The organism is Oenococcus sp. (assembly GCF_047725585.1).
GTDB classification, from domain to species: Bacteria; Bacillota; Bacilli; order Lactobacillales; family Lactobacillaceae; genus Oenococcus; species Oenococcus kitaharae_A.
In genome coordinates this window covers 286,718-304,356 of record NZ_JBDNNF010000001.1, presented here as the reverse complement: position 1 = coordinate 304,356, position 17,639 = coordinate 286,718, and the positions used below count along the sequence as shown (strand labels likewise).

15 protein-coding genes and 1 tRNA gene are annotated in these 17,639 nt (G+C 44.3%); 11 read left to right on the top strand and 5 right to left on the bottom strand.

The genetic code is table 11. The annotated features are described in order from the left end of the window. The first annotated feature begins 20 nt into the window (after positions 1–20). The 10 genes from ppk1 (at position 21) to treC (ending at position 9,980) form a co-directional block, all read left to right on the top strand. Positions 21–2,108 (top strand): polyphosphate kinase 1, encoded by a 2,088-nt coding sequence (gene ppk1, locus ABF487_RS01460; RefSeq protein ID WP_415634287.1) that lies wholly within the window; start codon positions 21–23, stop codon positions 2,106–2,108. A 26-nt stretch (positions 2,109–2,134) separates the two neighbouring features. Beyond that, positions 2,135–3,118: a Ppx/GppA family phosphatase gene (locus tag ABF487_RS01455; RefSeq protein ID WP_007744487.1), complete on the top strand. Its 984-nt coding sequence runs from the start codon at positions 2,135–2,137 to the stop codon at positions 3,116–3,118. Positions 3,119–3,185: 67 nt separating this feature from the next. Further along, positions 3,186–3,554: a hypothetical protein gene (locus ABF487_RS01450; protein WP_263779460.1), complete on the top strand. Its 369-nt coding sequence runs from the start codon at positions 3,186–3,188 to the stop codon at positions 3,552–3,554. A gap of 121 nt (positions 3,555–3,675) precedes the next feature. Then, on the top strand, positions 3,676–4,008 hold the full coding sequence (locus ABF487_RS01445; RefSeq protein ID WP_415634286.1) for a thioredoxin family protein: 333 nt from the start codon (positions 3,676–3,678) through the stop codon (positions 4,006–4,008). Positions 4,009–4,120: 112 nt separating this feature from the next. Next, entirely contained in the window at positions 4,121–5,536 is a 1,416-nt protein-coding gene (locus tag ABF487_RS01440; protein WP_415634285.1) for an APC family permease, read from the top strand. A 39-nt stretch (positions 5,537–5,575) separates the two neighbouring features. Next, a tRNA-Gln gene (locus tag ABF487_RS01435) sits at positions 5,576–5,648 on the top strand. Positions 5,649–5,839: 191 nt separating this feature from the next. Further along, the gene (locus ABF487_RS01430) at positions 5,840–6,109 is read left to right on the top strand and encodes a hypothetical protein (RefSeq protein ID WP_263779461.1); all 270 of its coding nucleotides are present in this window, start codon (positions 5,840–5,842) and stop codon (positions 6,107–6,109) included. Between the two features lie 190 nt (positions 6,110–6,299). Continuing rightward, positions 6,300–6,788, top strand: a complete 489-nt coding sequence (locus tag ABF487_RS01425) for a PTS glucose transporter subunit IIA (RefSeq protein WP_263779462.1) — start codon at positions 6,300–6,302, stop codon at positions 6,786–6,788. Between the two features lie 18 nt (positions 6,789–6,806). Then, complete coding sequence (locus tag ABF487_RS01420) at positions 6,807–8,318, top strand: PTS transporter subunit EIIC (protein WP_415632819.1); 1,512 nt, start codon at positions 6,807–6,809, stop codon at positions 8,316–8,318. Between the two features lie 3 nt (positions 8,319–8,321). Then, a complete protein-coding gene (treC, locus tag ABF487_RS01415; RefSeq protein WP_415634284.1) occupies positions 8,322–9,980 on the top strand; it encodes an alpha,alpha-phosphotrehalase in 1,659 nt (552 codons plus the stop codon). Positions 9,981–10,009: 29 nt separating this feature from the next. Here treC and treR read toward each other — a convergent pair whose 3' ends face one another. Continuing rightward, the gene (treR, locus tag ABF487_RS01410; RefSeq protein WP_415624591.1) at positions 10,010–10,735 is read right to left on the bottom strand and encodes a trehalose operon repressor; all 726 of its coding nucleotides are present in this window, start codon (positions 10,733–10,735) and stop codon (positions 10,010–10,012) included. Between the two features lie 318 nt (positions 10,736–11,053). Here treR and ABF487_RS01405 point away from each other — a divergent pair, with 318 nt between their 5' ends. Then, a complete protein-coding gene (locus ABF487_RS01405) occupies positions 11,054–12,583 on the top strand; it encodes a peptide ABC transporter substrate-binding protein (protein WP_415634283.1) in 1,530 nt (509 codons plus the stop codon). A 46-nt stretch (positions 12,584–12,629) separates the two neighbouring features. Here the strand turns inward: ABF487_RS01405 and ABF487_RS01400 are convergent, their stop codons facing one another. The 4 genes from ABF487_RS01400 to ABF487_RS01385 form a co-directional block, all read right to left on the bottom strand. Next, positions 12,630–13,586: an ABC transporter permease gene (locus ABF487_RS01400; protein ID WP_263779468.1), complete on the bottom strand. Its 957-nt coding sequence runs from the start codon at positions 13,584–13,586 to the stop codon at positions 12,630–12,632. Next, positions 13,583–14,713, bottom strand: a complete 1,131-nt coding sequence (locus tag ABF487_RS01395; protein WP_415634282.1) for an ABC transporter permease — start codon at positions 14,711–14,713, stop codon at positions 13,583–13,585. The genes ABF487_RS01400 and ABF487_RS01395 overlap by 4 nt, the downstream gene beginning before the upstream one ends. Then, entirely contained in the window at positions 14,710–16,287 is a 1,578-nt protein-coding gene (locus ABF487_RS01390; protein WP_415634281.1) for an ABC transporter ATP-binding protein, read from the bottom strand. Before ABF487_RS01390 ends, ABF487_RS01395 begins: the two co-directional genes overlap by 4 nt. 62 nt (positions 16,288–16,349) lie before the next feature. Continuing rightward, the gene (locus tag ABF487_RS01385; RefSeq protein ID WP_263779471.1) at positions 16,350–17,435 is read right to left on the bottom strand and encodes a BMP family lipoprotein; all 1,086 of its coding nucleotides are present in this window, start codon (positions 17,433–17,435) and stop codon (positions 16,350–16,352) included. Positions 17,436–17,639 lie beyond the last annotated feature (204 nt).

The following is a 17,639-nucleotide window of genomic DNA, read 5'->3' as shown; positions in this document are numbered from 1 at the left end:
AATAAGTAAGAATTGTATTTATGGCTGAAAACGAAAAAAATTCAAAGTATCTTGTCAATCGCGAAATTTCTTGGCTCCGTTTCAATGACCGCGTCTTAGCTCAAGCCAGAGACATCAGGCACCCGCTGCTGGAGCGGGCGCGTTTCTTGTCGATTACGCAAAAAAATCTTGACGAATGGTTTATGGTTCGACTAGCTTCGATCCATCAAATGGTGCAGCTGCATCTGATAACTCAGGATCCCACTGGTTTAACCCCATCTGCCGAACTGGATTTAATTTCCGCTGCTGCCGGAACACAACTAAAAAAACAGCATTCCCTTTATGCGCGTTCTTTGATTCCGATGCTGGCTAAAAGCGGCGTGAATGTCTTAGCAGTAGCTGATTTGCAGCCTGATCAATATGCTTGGCTGCAAAATTATTTCAAGCAGGAGATTTTACCAATTCTAACGCCCATGGCTGATGATGGTACGCGGCCTTTTCCTTTTTTATCCAATGATAGTTTGAATTTAGGTATTCGACTAGCAGCTGGCAGCAAGAAGAAAGGCAAAATTGATCGTTATGCCTTTATTCAAGTTCCGAAAAATCTGCAGCGTGTCATTCAGCTGCCTACTGGGGATGGCCAGACATATGTTTTAATCGAAGATACTATTCAGGAATTTATTAGCCTTCTGTTCAATCATTATGATATTCAAGAGGTATCCGCTTTTCATATTCTGCGTGATATGGAGCTGGAAATTGCCGAGGAAGATTCACCCAATCTATTAAAAGAAGTTCAGACACAGTTGAAAAAGCGCGAGCGGGGTCAGGTAATTCGACTGGTTGCTGAAAAACAGATGTCGCGCAAACTGGAAAAACACCTCGAGAAGGCGCTTCCTCTGAATAAGAGACGTGTTTATCGTGTTTCAGGACCTGTGGATCTGGCCTTTTTGGATACTTTGATCAAGCAGGCCCAGCGGCCCGAACTGATGTATGAACCTTTCAAATCTCGACTGGCAGGCGATTTGATGGGTTCACGTATTTTTGAAACAATTGCTGACCATGATGTGATTCTGCAGCATCCATATGATGACTACGCGCCTGTGGTCAACTTTATTAATCGGGCAGCTGATGATACCGAGACGATGGCGATTAAAATGACCCTTTATCGCGTGTCAGACCAGTCGCCAATTATCGCGGCTTTGGCACGAGCCGCTGCCAATGGCAAACAAGTGACAGCCTTGGTCGAAGTTAAGGCACGTTTTGATGAAGAAAACAATGTTCATTGGGCCGGAGAATTAGAAAAAGAAGGTGTTCATGTCATTTATGGTTTGCCGAATTTGAAAGTGCATGCCAAAATGGCTTTGGTCGTTAGAAGAGAATTTGGCAAAACGACACGCTATATGCACATTGGTACGGGCAACTATAATGAAATCACAGCCCGCCTATACACAGATATTTCCTTGTTCACTGCAAACGAACAGCTGGCAGATGACGTGACTCAGATTTTTAATTATTTAACCGGTTATTCAATGCCAAGCGAACTTAAACTCGCTTATATTTCACCCAACGGTATTGCGGCGAGACTGACCGACTTGATTGATCAAGAAGCTGCTCATGCAGCGGCAGGCCAAAGTTCCGGTATCTGGATGAAAGCAAATTCGTTGAATGATACCGAGATTATTGATCATTTAGTCTCTGCTGGTCAAGCGGGTGTTCCGATTCATCTGTTAATTAGAGGTATTGAGACCTTAAAACCTGAAATAAAATCAGTCACGAATAAGATTAAAGTTCACTCCATTGTCGGCCGCTTTTTAGAGCATTCGCGTATTTATCGTTTTGCTAACGGGCAGCAGCCATTGACTTACATTGCTAGTGCAGACCTGATGCCTCGAAATCTCTATCGGCGCGTAGAATTGATGGTTCCTATTCTCGATCCCGCCTGTGAAGCTGAGGTAGCGGAAATTTTTGAAACCATGTGGGCTGACACGGTCAACATGTGGAAAATGAAAGCTGATGGCAGTTATATCAAACATTCCAAACGTCGACGAAGTGTTGATAGCCAGCAGCTTTTTCTGGACCATAAATTCGTTTCAGATAAATTTGCTGAGAAATTTATTGGTGATCAATAAGTTACACTGGAGACAAAGGAGGCTTTATGGCAAAATTTGCAGTGATTGATTTGGGATCAAATTCTGTTCGTATGACAATCAGTCAATACGAGAAGGACGGCCAGTATGAGATTTTGGGTCGTTTTCAAGAAATGGTACGGCTATCGGCTGGCATGGGCAAAAAACGTGTTTTGCAACCCGATGCGATCGACAGGACAATCCAGGCAGTGAAGAATTTCAAAAAAGAAATCGATGCCTACGATGAGATTACTGTGAGAGCAGTTGCTACTGCAGCTGTCCGGCAGGCCTCTAACCAAAAAGAGTTTTTAAGTAAATTCCAAAGTGCCTTGGATCAGCCCTTGGAAGTCATTCCTGGCCTGCAAGAGGCACATTATGACTATTTAGGCATCATTGAAACTTTGCCAATCGAAAATGCTTTGATCTTGGATACTGGTGGTGCTTCGTCGGAAATGGTCATGGTGAGGGATGGACAGGAGATACATGCTGTTTCCCTGCCGGCAGGATCCGTCAATTTGACGGAAACATATCTGGAAAAAGACAAAGTAACGGCTGTCTCATTTTTTAGAGCAATTACAGCTTTACAGCGTCTTTTTACGGATGTCGCTTGGTTGACAGAAGTGCGAAATTTCCCAATTGTGGCTATTGGCGGTTCTAATCGAACGATGGCTAAAATTTCCAGACGCAAGCAGGAAATGATTGGCTTATCGATTCACGGTTATCATTTGCCGGCTACTGAGGCAAATCAAATTTTTGAAGAGGTTTTGTCAAAAAATGCCAAAGAACGCGGTGAAATGCCGGGTCTAGCCAAAGAACGCGCCGATATTATCGTTGGTGGTATGCTGCCTTTGATTAAATTGTTTCAATACATTGATTCTGATCAAGTGATTTTTTCTCAATCCGGTTTGCGCGAGGGTATTCTTTTTGAAGAAATTCAGAAAATTACAGGGCATGAAGTGCAGGATCCTAAGGTTGATGATGATTTAGTCGACACGGAAAACGAAGATATATAAGATAAACCTTATTTATATATCTACAGCATTTGCTGTCCAACTGTGAATGATATTTTGAGGAGCAGATATGCCAGCAATTCAGCATTATACAAAAGAATATATTGATCGGTCCGAGGGACAGACGCATCTCTTATTAGATCAGGTTCAGTCTAAAGAACAAATTTTCTTGCAAAGTGTGCTTTTATCTTTGGATCGCCGGTTTGCAAATAGAGCCTTGGATCAGGCAGACAAAATTACTGAAAGCTTTAATTCGCTGATTGAGTTGCGAATTATTAATCAAGCAATTATGACTGGCCGCCCGATTGTGTTTCCTGATGGTTTTCCTTACGAAAGTGTCCTTTCCTTCAAAAATGGCGACAATGTCTATTTAACGCGTGAAAAATTAATGGCATTTGTTGATTTATTTTTCAAACAATTACGCCAGATATATAGATAATCAGATAGACTCAATGGTCCGAACAACCAGCATTCTCTTGAATTCGGCGGCCATTGTGTCTGCCTGCAGTTAAAAGTGTTCAAGGACTTGGCAAATCGTATTTTACTGATAAAATGTAAGTATGAACTTTTATGAACCAGAAGTTAATAGCGATCAAGTAATTGAAGATAAGATAAATGAGCCGGGACGGCAGGTAATGTTTTTGTCAGCTGACTGGTGCGGCGACTGCAAAGCTATCAAACCCTTCGTCCAAAGCATCAGGGGTCACGTCTCGCAGACTGCTAATTGGTTTGACGCCGATCGCGATGCCAATCTTGAGATTGCTAAAGCTCAAGGGCTTCGAGGTATTCCTTCCTTTGTTCTTTTCCAGGATGGCAAACAGCTTTCTCACATCGGAGATGGCGAACGACTGACACCTAAACAAGTCTTAGCCTGGTATGACGCGACTCTTTAATTAAAGTTAACAAATATTTCACAAGCCAAAGAGAATTCTTTGGCTTTTTTTGTTTACATTCGTCTACTTACATGGCATAATTTTGACAATTTACTTTTTAAGGGAGGCAATTTTGGGAATTTTTAAACGATCTTTTCGTCGTGATTCGATTGCACAGTTTGCAAGTGCAGATTCGCACTTAAAACGTGTTTTGGACACAAAAGATTTAGTCGCACTTGGAATTGGGACAGTTATCGGTACTGGTATTTTTATCTTGCCGGGGACTGAAGCAGCACAGCATTCCGGCCCGGCTGTGGCGATCGGCTTTTTGATTGCAGCCATCATTTCCGGTATTTCCGGCATGGCCTATTCAGAATTTGCCAGCGCGATGCCGGTCGCTGGTTCGGCCTACTCGTATGGGTCGGTTGTCTTTGGGCAGGTGGTTGGCTGGTTTTTAGGCTGGTCACTAATTTTGGAGTATTTCTTAGCGACTTCGGCCGTTTCTGTAGGATTTTCGTCCTACTTGGGCGGCTTGTTGCAAACAAATCATATTAAAGGTTTTCAAGCTGTGTTGGCTGGCCCCTTTGAAGGCGGTATTATCAATCTGCCGGCCGTGCTGTTATTATTGGTGATCCTTGGGGTTCAGATGATCGGCCTGTCCACGACACGCTGGGTAGAAAATGTTTTCGTTTTGATCAAACTGCTCATTTTGACACTTTTCATTGCCGTGGGTATCTTCTTTATCAAACCGGGTAATTACGTGCCTTTCTATCCAAAAGAATTTCAGACCGGCCTCTTTGGACTTGGGGGCATCTGGGCCAGTACTTCGGGCATCTTCTTTGCTTTCATTGGTTTTGATACCCTGGCGGCACATACAGCTGAAGTTAAAAAACCAAAAACACAAATGGCACGTGGCATTATTTATACGGTCTTGGTTGCTGCGGTTCTCTATACTTTGTTTGCTATTATCTTAACCGGCATGGTTAATTATAAAAACTTGAATGTGAGTGATCCTGCGTCATTTGCCTTCAGTTATGTCAAACAGGGCGGCTTGGCTTCTGTGATTGGCATTGGTTCGATGATTGGCATGTTCACAGGTGTGTTGGCCTTGGTATTTGCTTCATCCCGTCTGATCTACTCATTCGGCCGGGACGGTTTATTACCGAAATTTCTTGGTAAAATCACCGGTAAGCAGCATGTCCCGATGAACTCTCTACTGATTGCTGGTTTGATCGAGATTCTCCTAGCTGGGTTGGTACCTCTTTCAGAATTAGCTTCTTTGATCAATGCTGGCACTTTAGCGGCCTTTGTCTTTGTCAACTTTGGTATCCTGCCGCTTCGACACCGAGCTGATATTGCTAATGCGGATGGTTTTCGAGTCCCTGGTTATCCGATTATTCCGATTATTGGCGGAATTACGAGTTTCTTTTTCATTACGCAGATGAGGAGCCAGACCTTACTGATGTTTGCGATCTGGACGGTGATTGGCTTGATTATCTATTACGGCTATGGGCTTCATCATTCAAAATTACAGCAGACGAATGCTTGAATTTTAACGTGATATCATGGTAAAATGATATCTTGTTAATGCCCTTTGGCCAAGTTGGTAAGGCAATGGCTTCTGGTGCCATCATGCGCTGGTTCGAGTCCAGCAAGGGCAATTCAAGAGGGATAATCGTCAACGTTGAGTTGGCGGTTTTTTGTTGCTATAGGAGTGCCGGCATCTACTAAGACAAACTGCGTAAACCTGCCGGATCGTGAATATATTGTGTTTTTTTATTTTATAATGTTGGCTGAGGGCTTGGTGCAGGCCCTTATGGAATAACTTGCCTTAATACAAGCCCGTCTCTTCGTGAGGCGGGTTTTTGTACTACATTCCGTTGTACCCGACACAGCACTGCTTTATCATCCGAAAATTCTTCTAGTTGATGAAGCTCTTTCAGGGCTGGATACTACTAGTGCTTTGGCCATCCATCACTTAATCCTGGCCTTTCCAGCGACAGTGATTGAAATCGAACACCAAGTGGATACTCGCTTTTTACGCGATTATGATCAGGTCTTGAAAATTTCGGGTCAGCAAATCTCAGCGCAGGCCTCAGACTCATCACAAACTAACAATTGATCCAATCATTTTTGATCACAATCTCATTCTTGTTGAATTCTTAAGCCTGTTAAACGGGCTTTTTTGATGTGTGATTATTTGTGAAATAATATTTTTGAAAGCGTTTTATGTAAACGCTTGCAATGAGTGTCTGGATCGCTTATGATTACGGTGTAGGTCAATGTTGTACGTACAAGTTAAGGAGGGTCATGTGTTCGGATTTGGCAAAAAGAAAAAAGAGTTAATCAATGATGAAAAGTTATACGCGCCTGTCAGCGGGAAAGTGGCAGACCTGACAACGGTTTCCGATCCAGTTTTCGCTCAAAAGATGATGGGCGAAGGTTTTGCGATCGAACCAGAAGACCCGGTTGTCGTTTCACCTGCTGCCGGGACGGTCACTGTGCTTCAGCCGCATGCAGTCGGCTTGAAGCGTGCTGATGGTTTAGAAGTGCTTGTACACATGGGCATTGATACGGTCAGCATGAACGGCAAGCCCTTTAAACTCTTTGTGAAGGTCGGTGATGTCGTGGCTGGTGGTGATAAATTGGCTGAGGTGGATTGGCCGATGATCAAAGCTGCTGGTTTTCCTTTAACCACGATGGTACTGATTACAAATTCCAAAGATGCGCTGGACAAGTTCTCGGTTAATTACGGACCGGCTCAGCAAGGCCAGGAAATTGGCCAGGCGACAAGCAAATAATTTATTAGAAAGGTAATTATGGCAAAACAAGATTATAAAAAATTAGCTGCCGATATTATTGATGGTGTCGGCGGTGCTGATAATGTTGATAAATTAATTCACTGTATTACGCGACTGCGTTTTTATTTGAAGGACCCAAAGAAGGCTGATGCCAATAAGGTATCTAGTCTGGATGGTGTTGCCGGGGCTGTCTATAATGCGGCATTGGATCAGTTCCAAGTGGTTATCGGACCAGCCGTGACAGATGTCTATGACGAAGTCATTGCACAACTGGGTAATCGTGTTGTCGATGAAGACGCAACCAATCAGGCAATCGCAGCCACACAGGCCCAAACAGCCAAGAAACGCCCCACTAATCTTTGGGGATGGATCAAGTATGCTTTTCAGGTTTTGATCGGCACGATCACAGGATCAATGATTCCGATCATTGGTTTGCTAGCTGCTTCTGGTATTTTAAAAGGTCTCTTAACTCTGTTCACTTTCAACTTAGGCTGGATTGATGTCAAATCATCCACATATATCATTATTAACGCGATGGGCGATTCGACTTTTTATTTCCTGCCGATTCTCGTTGGTTACACCGCAGCTAAACAATTGCGATCTGATCCAATTGTTGTGGCAGCGATTGCCGGCGTGCTGGTTCACCCAACAATTGCTGCTCTGTGGGCAGCACCTACAAAAGGAATGAGCACGTTGTTCGGTATTCCATTGAATGCCAGCCTGTTCGGTATTCCGATTCACATTCCGCAATATACTTACTCAATCTTTCCAATTATTTTCGCAGCGTGGCTGGCAAGGCCGGTCGGCAACTGGTTCAAGAAAGTCTTGCCGTTAAGCCTGCGTTCTATTTTCCAACCACTATTCACTTTGTTTATCGTATCGGCTGCTGTGCTGGTACTCTTTGGACCGGTAATTTCACTTATTTCTGCTGGTTTGGCTGCTGTGATCAACTTCTTGGTCACATCCAACGAAGCTATTGCTGGGCTGGTTATTGGTGGTTTCTACCAGTGTTTGGTCATCTTTGGCCTTCACTGGATGGTTATTCCGTTGATCTCTAATGATATTGCCTCCACTGGTCATTCTGTCTTAAATGGTTTGATTAACTTCACGATGATCGCACAAGGTGCTGGTGCATTAGCAGTTTGGGCTAAGAGTAAGAAAGCTGATATTAGAGGTTTGTCATTAGCCGGTGCGCTGTCAGGCTTTGCCGGTGTCACTGAACCCGCTATGTATGGTATTAACTTGAAGTACGGCCGTGTCTTTTGGATGGCTAATGTTGGTAGTGCCGTGGGTGCCTTTGTTGCAGGTCTTTTGAAAATTGATATGTTTGGTTTTACGGGTTCTTGGATTGGTTTCCCATCCTTCTTCTCAAAAACAAATCCGAATAATATTTACATCTTTTTGCTAGCGAGTGCCATTACGACGATTGTGTCCTTCTTGGCTGTTTATCTTTGGGGCTTTAAAGACAGTGATGTTGATACAGTCCGGAATGTTGAAAAGAAAAATGTCTTTAAGGATGCGGTTAACTAATTTATGAAGGAAACACAATCTACATTTGCAAATAAAGTTGTTTATCAAGCTTATCCAAAATCATTCAAGGACACTAATGGGGATGGTATCGGTGACTTGCGCGGAATTATTGAAAAACTGCCCTATTTGGCTAAACTGGGTATTGATTATCTATGGCTGAACCCGATTTTTCCTTCGCCACAGCGCGACAACGGCTACGATATTAGCGATTATTGTGCGATTGACCCGGTCTTTGGCACGATGGCGGATTTTGAAGAGTTAGTTGCTAAAGCGGCAGCCGATCACATCAGCATCATGATGGATATGGTCTTCAATCATACGTCAACGGCGCATGCCTGGTTTCAAAAAGCTTTAGCTGGTGACAAAAAATATCAGAATTACTACATTCTGCGTCCTAAAAAAGCCGATGGGTCGGCTCCGACAAGTTGGGAATCAAAATTTGGCGGCAGTGCTTGGGCACCTTTTGGCCATACTGATCTGGATTACCTGCATTTATATGACGTTTCGCAAGCTGATTTGAATTGGCGGAATCCAGAAGTCATTGCCGAATTAAACAGGGTCCTTAATTTCTGGCTGGATAAAGGCGCCAAGGCTTTCCGCTTCGACGTGATCAATGTTGTCGGTAAAGATCAGGAACTGTTGGATGATCCGCATGGCGGCAACGGCAAAGCCATGTATACTGATCGTCCAATTGTGCACGACTATCTGCAGAATATGTATCGAGATGTCTTTGCTAAACATCCAGAAGTCATCACGGTTGGCGAATTGAGCTCAACAACTGTCGATAATGCCATTGCCTATACGGCAGCTGGCAGACATGAATTATCCATGGCCTTCAGTTTCCACCACTTAAAAGTGGATTATGAAAATGGCAATAAATGGACGAAAATGCCCTATGATTTTGAGAAACTGCGTCATATTCTCCATGAATGGGGCAAGGGGCTTTCTGATGGTGGTGGCTGGCCAGCTTGGTTTTGGAACAATCACGATCAGCCGCGGGCGATTAACCGTTTCATCAAAAATCCTCAGTATTATCATCTCGGTGCAGCGATGCTGGCGGCGGCCATTCATCTCAATCGCGGCACACCCTATATTTATATGGGTGAAGAGATTGGCATGACCGATCCTGATTTTAAGTCGATGTCTGATTATGTCGACGTCGAGTCCCAAAATGCTTATCAAGAACTGCTGGCTAAAGGGATGAGCGCCGATGACGCGTTTGCGATCGTGAAAAGCAAGTCGCGTGATAATTCTCGGATTCCGATGCAATGGAACGCAGACAAGTATGCCGGTTTTTCTGATCATAAACCCTGGCTGGCTAACGGTGATTTCCAGCAGGTTAATGCTGCTAAGGACTTGGCTGATCCTCAAGGGCTCTTCCAATTTTATCAGCGCTTGATCGTTTTAAGAAAGCAAGAAACCGTGATAGCACTAGGTGATTATCAGCCGATGTTTGCTAATGTGCCTGAGGTCTATGCTTTTAAACGCCAGCTGCAAGATCAGAATCTGCTTGTCGTGACACATTTTGGCGAAAAGGCTGTCACGGTCGATTTGCCAAAAGAGGCCCAATCAGGAAGCCTGTTGCTGGCAAATTATGCAGATAGCAGAATGGCTGACAAGTTTGTCCTGCGCCCTTATGAAGTTATTGCCATTAAATATTGATTATAAAACCCAGTCTTTGCAACTGGGTTTTAGTTTGTCTTTTGGCGTCTGGAAAATTCGTGAAACTGAAATTTATCCGGGCGATGACGGCTGATCGTATGCTGAAAATAAGTCGTGTCAGCTAAATGGACACGACTTTCAATTTGAATCAGTCTATTTTCGTATTTGGGCAGATCCGGCATCAGTTTACGGTCTTGGTCAGTTACGAGTGTGGCAGTGACGGATTTTTCGGCGTAGGCGATCTTCAAGCCGACTTGGTTTTCCAAATAGTCATAGATCGAGGCGGCAGCGATTTCGGGTGTTAACTTGCTGACGATTTTTTTATCAAAGTAATCTTCGTCAATCACACTGGGAGAGCCATTGATGAATCGAACGCGAACCACATGATAAAGCCTGCTGCCTATCGGAAATGCGGTCAATTGATGATTAGCCGCCGTGGATTGTATTTCTTCAAAGACGGCGACTCTTGTGCTGGCATTGAGTTTTTGGCCTTGTTTGAGTTCTTGGAAGCTTGTCAAACCGGAAATAGGAAAATTAATCAGATTGTGATGCAGGACTTGCGAACCGCGGCCATGCTGCTTTTGAATATAGCCATCTTCACCAAGCCGTAACAGAGATTTTCGAATGGTATCCCGCGAGCAGTTGAAACGATCCGCCATTCTGCTTTCACTGGGCAAAAAGGAACCGATCGGATATTTATCTTGGATAATTTCGGTTTTCAATTGTTGATAAATTTCTATATAGCGCGATGTCATGTTGCTGCTGCCGGTTTTTGAGAAGCCGATTTCTGTTTTTAATTATACTGGAAAAAATCATTTTGCAAATGTTAGCGGCGTATTTGCCCCACGTTGAACATTTTTTTCAATTGATTTGATTCTCATGCATTTTCGTGGTTATAATAAAGGAATTTTATTTTCGACATGAATTGAGAAGGAAAGGAGTATTCAAACATGATTTTAAAAACAAGAGGACGCGCCGCTTTGATGACAGCGCTGTTAATTACCGGCTTAAGTGTTTCGGCGGCAGTACCACTGGCAGCCTAGGCTAAAGAAAGGCCACCATTGTATTTTTCAATGCCGACCGATTTAACGACAATGGACACAGCTTTGATGACTGATGCTTATGCGGATCAAATTGCAATCAACGTGCAGGAAGGCTTATTAAGCCGCCAAGCAAATGGTCAGATTAAGGCTGGCTTAGCTGAAAAATGGTCGCATAGCAGCGACGGCAAAACATGGACTTTTAAATTACGAAAAGGACTCAAATGGTCAAACGGGGATAAGCTGACAGCCTCCGACTTTGTTTTTGCCTGGCAGCGAATTGTCAATCCAAAGACCGGCAGCCAAGCGGCCTATAAATTCTTAGGAATCAAGAACGCCGATGCTATTCAAGCGGGCAAGATGTCAGCCAGTTCTCTGGGTGTACACGCTAAAGACAGCCGGACTTTTGTCGTTGAATTGGATCACCCGATGCCGCAATTCGAGCTGGAAATGGCTGCACCGCAATTCTTCGCTCAGAACCCTAAGGTTGCACGCCAATACGGCAAACAGCTGGGTACAGCCTCGAATAAGCAGGTTTATGACGGCCCCTATCGTTTGGCTGGCTGGAATGGCACTAATGGTTCTTTCAGCTTGATTAAAAACGACAACTATTGGGATAAAAAACACGTTAAGACAGATAAGGTTATCGAGACAGTCGTTAAAGAGCCTACGGCAGCTATCGGACTTTATAAAAGAGGCCGTTTAGACTTGACGCCGCTTGGTTCTCAACAGGCTGTTGCGGCCAATAAGAACCGGTCGGACTTCAAGACTTATGACGGCAATGCCAGTTTTTACCTGGAATTCAATCAGACCGGCAAGACAAAGGGGCTGACTAATCGCAATATCCGCCTTGCCTTGAGCCGGTCAATCGACCGGCAGGCGATTGCTGATCAAATATCAGGCGGCATGTATAAGGCTGCCACTGGGCTTGTACCTGTTGGTGCTGGCGGCAAAACGGCCGATGGCAAAAATTTTGGGACTGTTGTGCGCAAGCAGACAGGCCGTTACTATCGTTACAATCTCAAGCAGGCTAAAAAATTGTTCAAAAAAGGGATGAAACAAGCAGGCTTGACAAGTTTGTCCCTTTCTGTGGAAGCAACGGCTGAAAATCCTGTTTCTAAGCCTGAAGTTGATTATCTTCAGCAGGCATGGCAGCAATTGGGAAACGTCAAAGTGTCTGAGAAATTTGTGCCTTTCCAGCAGCGTCTGCACGATCAGCAGAACCAGAATTTTGATGTGATGGTTGCGGGCTGGTCATCTGATTATTCCGAGCCGACTGGTTATCTGACTTTGTTTACAAATAATGGTACTAACAATGATGGCAAGTGGCAGTCAAAGACCTATACAGATGCCTTTAATCGGGCGATGGATCAAGATGCTTTGAACAGCAAAGCCAGGACGAAAGATGAAGTCGATGCCGAAGTCGCTTTGGCCAAGGACGCAGGTGCGGCACCAGTTTATTGGAATGCTTACCCAAGCCTGGTTAACCCGAAATTGAAGGGACTGCAGAACTTTAATTCTGGTGATTCCTTCTACTACAAGTACGCTTATGTTAAGAAATAAGTTTAGCTATCAAAAAAGCGGTTTTCCTGGGAAAACCGCTTTTGTTTTATTCTGATTTGATGTAATTAACACCATCTGCTTTTGGTGCTCGTGTCTTGCCAAAGAAGATTGTCAAAATGATGATTGTTAACACATAAGGGAAGATCTGCAACCAAACAGATGGCACTTGATTGATTAAAGGAATTTGTGCGCCAATGACTGATAAGGACTGTGATAGGCCGAAGAACATGGCTGCCAGCATGGCCCCAATCGGATTCCAGCGGCCAAAAATCATGGCAGCCATCGAAATAAATCCTTGACCAGCAATCGTTGAAACAGCGAAGTTCAGCGCAATTGATTCGGCGTAAAGGGCACCACCGATACCACCAAGAATGCCGGAAATCAGGACACCTTCGTAACGCAGCCGAGCAACATTCAGACCCAAAGTATCAGCGGCCTGAGGGTTTTCACCGACTGACCTGAGTCTTAAACCGAAACGTGTTTTATAGATGATGTAAAAGGTTAAGAAAGCAACCAAGATGGAAAGCAAAGCTGGGTAGCTTGTGTTATGGAAGAACAGTCGGCCTAGAATCGGAATACGGTCCAGCAGAGGAATATCGGAATAACCAAAACTCTGGCTAATCTGGTCTGTCTGTCCTTTGCCATAGATAACCTTAATTAAAAAGACACCCAAGGCTGGCGCAATCAGATTGATAACCGTACCGGAAACGATATGATCCGCGCGCAAAGTGACAGTCGCAAGTGCGTGCAGCCATGCAATAGCCAAACCAACGATGGCACCGACAACCAAGCCCAGCCAAGGTGTCAGCTGCCCGAGGCTGTTGCCGAAAGACAGGTTGAACACAATCGAACTGAAGGCACCCATGGTCATGATACCTTCGAGGCCAACGTTGACCACGCCGCCTCTTTCAGAAAAAGTACCGCCGATTGCTGTAAAAGCCAAAGGAGCCGAGTAAATGATGGTGGTACTAATTAACAAGGCTAAAATTGATAAGATATTCATGCCTGTGCCTCCTCAGTCTGGTTTGTTTTCTTAGGTTTTTTACCCTTCGGACCTTTTCCAGAACCGGCAGAGGCGGCATCAGCTGCCTTGATCTTTTTAATTAGGAGCTGAATCAAATAACTGGAACCGACAAAGAAAATAATCAAGGCGATGACAATCGAAACCAGTTCGGTTGGTACGCCTGAAATGTTGGGCATACCGGATCCGCCAACCGTGAGGGCGGAGAATAAAGCTGCTGCCAAGATAACACCGATAAAGGAGCCGGATCCTAACAGAGCAACCGCCATGCCGTTAAATCCTGTTTCTGGTGTCGAGTTTTGAACAAAGACGTTGCCATAATGGCCCAGTCCTTCCGTTACACCACCTAAGCCAGCTAAGGCACCGGATAAGGTCATTGCCCAGATCTGTGTTGCTTTTTCATTGATACCGGCATATTTAGCCGCATCAGCATTTTTACCGACGGCTTCTATCGAGAAACCAAAGGTCGTTTTTTTCATAATAAACCAGACTAGGATTGTCACGATCACGGCAATAAAGATACCTGCAGAAATGGAGGACTGATTGGTTAAATCCGACAGCCACTTTATTGCGATGCTGCCGTGATCACCAACTTGGTTAGTCGAATCAGTTGTTTGCCTGATGGCCTTTGGAAAAGATGTGATTGCACTATTGCCAAGGTAGAGAATAACGTAGTTCAGCATAATCGTAATGATGACTTCAGATGCGCCAAATTTCGCGCGCAGGTAGCCGGGAATCAAGCCAGAAATGCCGCCAAGTATGACACCAAAAAGGGTTGCACCGATAATAATCAGGAAATCTGGTAATTGTGGGAAGGTTAAGGCAAACCAAACGCTCCCCACCCAAGCGGCGTAGAGTTGGCCGGACATACCAATATTGAAAAAACCAGCCTGTTGCGCAACCAAAAAGGATAAACCGGTCAAAATAAGCGGTGTCATCTGTGAGAAAATTTCACCAATATTTTGTGGCGTACCAAAAGCTGTGGCAATCAAAGAACCATACCCGCTGAAGGGATTGTAACCGAAGATCAGCATAATGATGGCACCGGCAACTAAGCCGAAGATGACAGATAGAATCGCAATCAATGCTTTGTTGTTAGTTTGTGTCATTGTTTGGCCTCCGCTTTGGTTGTTGATAATTCCTGTCTTGCTTTTTGCAGGCTCATGCCCGTCATCATAAGGCCCAGTTCTTCTTTGCTCGTCTCTTTGACATCAACGATACCAATAATTTTTCCAGACGAGATGACGGCGATTTTATCAGCCAAATCCAGGATTTCATCGAGTTCGAAGCTGACCAGCAAAACAGCTTTTCCGAGATCTCTTTGTGAAACGAGCTGTTTATGAATATATTCAATCGCGCCGACATCTAGGCCACGAGTCGGCTGAGCGGCGATGACGATCTTTGATTTTCGGGATAATTCACGAGCTAAAACAGCTTTTTGCTGATTGCCACCTGAAAGGGCACCGGCCGGTTCTTCAATAGAAGTAATCTTCACATCGAACTGATCGACTAGTTTGCGCGCATGATCCGCGATAGCTTTCCACTGGAGGACGCCCATTTTGGCATAAGGCGACTCATAATAATTTTGGATGACCATGTTGTAAGCAAGAGACATGTTGACTTCCAGACCGTGGCGCAAACGGTCTTCAGGAATATGTGCGGTACCGGATTGAATAATTTTTCGAGGAGATTTATTCGTAATGTCTTTGCCGTCCAGCGTGACCTTGCCAGATTGTATATGAGCTAGGCCTGTAATTGCTTGGACCAACTCTGTCTGGCCATTACCATCGATGCCCGCAACACCAATGATTTCACCCGCATGGATATCTAGAGATAAGTCATTGACTTTGGTGACGCCTTCAGCGTTTTGAACAGTTAGATGTTCAATATCAAGAATGTTTTTGCCAACTTGGGCCGGCTTTTTTTCTGTCGTAAAGGAGACTTTGCGGCCAACCATTTTTTCGGCCAATGTGACTGCAGAAACATTTTTCGCATCAAATGTTTCATAAGATTTGCCGGCACGAATGACCGTTACGCGATCAGCAGCCTGCCTGATTTCTTCTAGTTTATGTGTAATCAGAATAATTGCCTTGCCCTCAGCCGCCAGATTTTTCATGATCGCGATTAATTCCTGAATTTCCTGCGGGGTCAAAACGGCAGTAGGTTCGTCAAAAATCAGGACATCAGCTTGGCGGTAAAGTGTTTTTAAAATTTCAACACGCTGCTGCTGGCCGACTGAAATATCGGCTGTTAAAGCTTCTGGATCAACAGCAAGTTTGTATTTATCAACGAGTTCCTGAATTCTCTGTTTAGCTGCCTTTAAATCCAAGGACATGCCCTTAGTGGTCTCGGCACCAAGGATGATGTTTTCAGCCACTGTGAAGGCATCTACGAGCATAAAGTGCTGGTGAACCATACCGATACCGAGCTTGGCTGCGGCCGCGGGATCTTTGATTGTGATTTTTTGACCGCGCAAAAAAATCTCGCCAGAGGTCGGCTGCAGCAGACCTGACAAGATATTCATCAGCGTAGACTTTCCAGCACCATTTTCGCCAAGCAAAGCGTGAATCTCACCAGCTTTAACATCTAGATTGATATCATCGTTGGCGGCAAAATCACCGAATTTCTTGACAATGTGCTTCATTTCGATTGCAGGAATGTCCTGCTGGGTTTGATTTACCATGCTTTCCTCGTGTCTCCCCAATATGTAGGCTCACCGCCGTAAAGCGATGGGCAGGATTAATCTTATTGTACCGAAGCGTAAGACTTTGGATGAATAGGTACTTTAATTGCGCCTGATTCGATCCGCTTCTGCTGAGCTTGAACAGCTTGCCAAACACTGGCACTCATTGAATCCCTTGCTAGATAAACACCATTCTGCTTGAAGCCGAAGGTAACAACTTTGCCACCAGGGAACTTGCCGGCTTGTGCTTGTTTTGCAATATCGATCACTGATTGTCCGACTTCCTTAACAGCCGAAGCCAAAGTGAAGTTTGACTTGTTGCCGTTTTTGTCGGTATAAGCGCCATCAGCTTTTTGGTCACGGTCAACACCAATGACCCAAACTTTATTAGCTGCTGTATTCCTCTGGTTCAAAGCTTTCGCTTCAGCAAAGACACCGTTACCAGTACCGCCGGCAGCTGTAAAGATCACATCATCGCCGTTGGCGTACATGGCAGAAGCAATTGTACGGCCTTGGGCTGCGTTAGCAAACGAGTTCGCATATTGAACATCAATACGGATATTTTTGTTGACAGACTTAGCGCCTGCAACATAACCGGCCTGGAACGTATCAATGACGTCACCCTTCACGCCACCGATGAAGCCGATCTTTTGAGTCTTTGAAGCTTTTGCCGCTGCCACACCGGCCAGGTATGAAGACTGTTCGGTCTGGAATGTTACTGAAACGACGTTTTTAACATTTGGAATGACATCATCGATAATGGCGTAGTTAACTTTTGGATTCTGTTTAGCGGACTGCTTAACGACTGTTTCCAAAGAGAAGCCGATTCCGATAATGGTATTGAACTTAGCCTGAACGGCTGAGTTAATATTTGGCCGATAATCAGATTCATCGTTACTCTGGAAATAGTTATATCCGCCATTTCCCTTGGATAAACCTGCACTCTTACCATATTTCTGCAATCCTTCCCATGCAGACTGGTTAAATGAGTGATCATCAATACCACCAGTATCAGTGATGATAGCAACTGATCTCTTTCCAGCTGCGTTGTTGGTGCCTGATTTGCCGCTATTAACGCCAAAGTAAATACCAACCGCTGCGATGATTACGACGACTATTCCAACAATAGTCCAACGAAAACGATTCATAAAACTCTCCTAAACTTTTTTGCTAAATCTTCACACTAATAGCGTTTTGTCCAAAAATATTCGGATTACCACCCTAAACGCGTTATCAATTAGCTTAAATGTAGAATAGCCCAAAAATACACGAACGTTATTTTTTTTATCTTTTTTTCAAAAAATATCAGTCTTCTTGCAAAATTAAAAAAAGTACTGCCAACCGTTGTTACA

Excerpts from the sequence above, each read along its gene's own strand:
- ppk1 (WP_415634287.1), top strand. The coding sequence starts at position 21 with ATGGCTGAAAACGAAAAAAATTCAAAGTATCTTGTCAATCGCGAAATT.
- ABF487_RS01455 (WP_007744487.1), top strand. The coding sequence starts at position 2,135 with ATGGCAAAATTTGCAGTGATTGATTTGGGATCAAATTCTGTTCGTATG.
- ABF487_RS01450 (WP_263779460.1), top strand. The coding sequence starts at position 3,186 with ATGCCAGCAATTCAGCATTATACAAAAGAATATATTGATCGGTCCGAG.
- ABF487_RS01445 (WP_415634286.1), top strand. The coding sequence starts at position 3,676 with ATGAACTTTTATGAACCAGAAGTTAATAGCGATCAAGTAATTGAAGAT.
- ABF487_RS01420 (WP_415632819.1), top strand. The coding sequence starts at position 6,807 with ATGGCAAAACAAGATTATAAAAAATTAGCTGCCGATATTATTGATGGT.
- treC (WP_415634284.1), top strand. The coding sequence starts at position 8,322 with ATGAAGGAAACACAATCTACATTTGCAAATAAAGTTGTTTATCAAGCT.
- treR (WP_415624591.1), bottom strand. The coding sequence starts at position 10,735 with ATGACATCGCGCTATATAGAAATTTATCAACAATTGAAAACCGAAATT.
- ABF487_RS01405 (WP_415634283.1), top strand. The coding sequence starts at position 11,054 with ATGCCGACCGATTTAACGACAATGGACACAGCTTTGATGACTGATGCT.
- ABF487_RS01400 (WP_263779468.1), bottom strand. The coding sequence starts at position 13,586 with ATGAATATCTTATCAATTTTAGCCTTGTTAATTAGTACCACCATCATT.
- ABF487_RS01395 (WP_415634282.1), bottom strand. The coding sequence starts at position 14,713 with ATGACACAAACTAACAACAAAGCATTGATTGCGATTCTATCTGTCATC.
- ABF487_RS01390 (WP_415634281.1), bottom strand. The coding sequence starts at position 16,287 with ATGGTAAATCAAACCCAGCAGGACATTCCTGCAATCGAAATGAAGCAC.
- ABF487_RS01385 (WP_263779471.1), bottom strand. The coding sequence starts at position 17,435 with ATGAATCGTTTTCGTTGGACTATTGTTGGAATAGTCGTCGTAATCATC.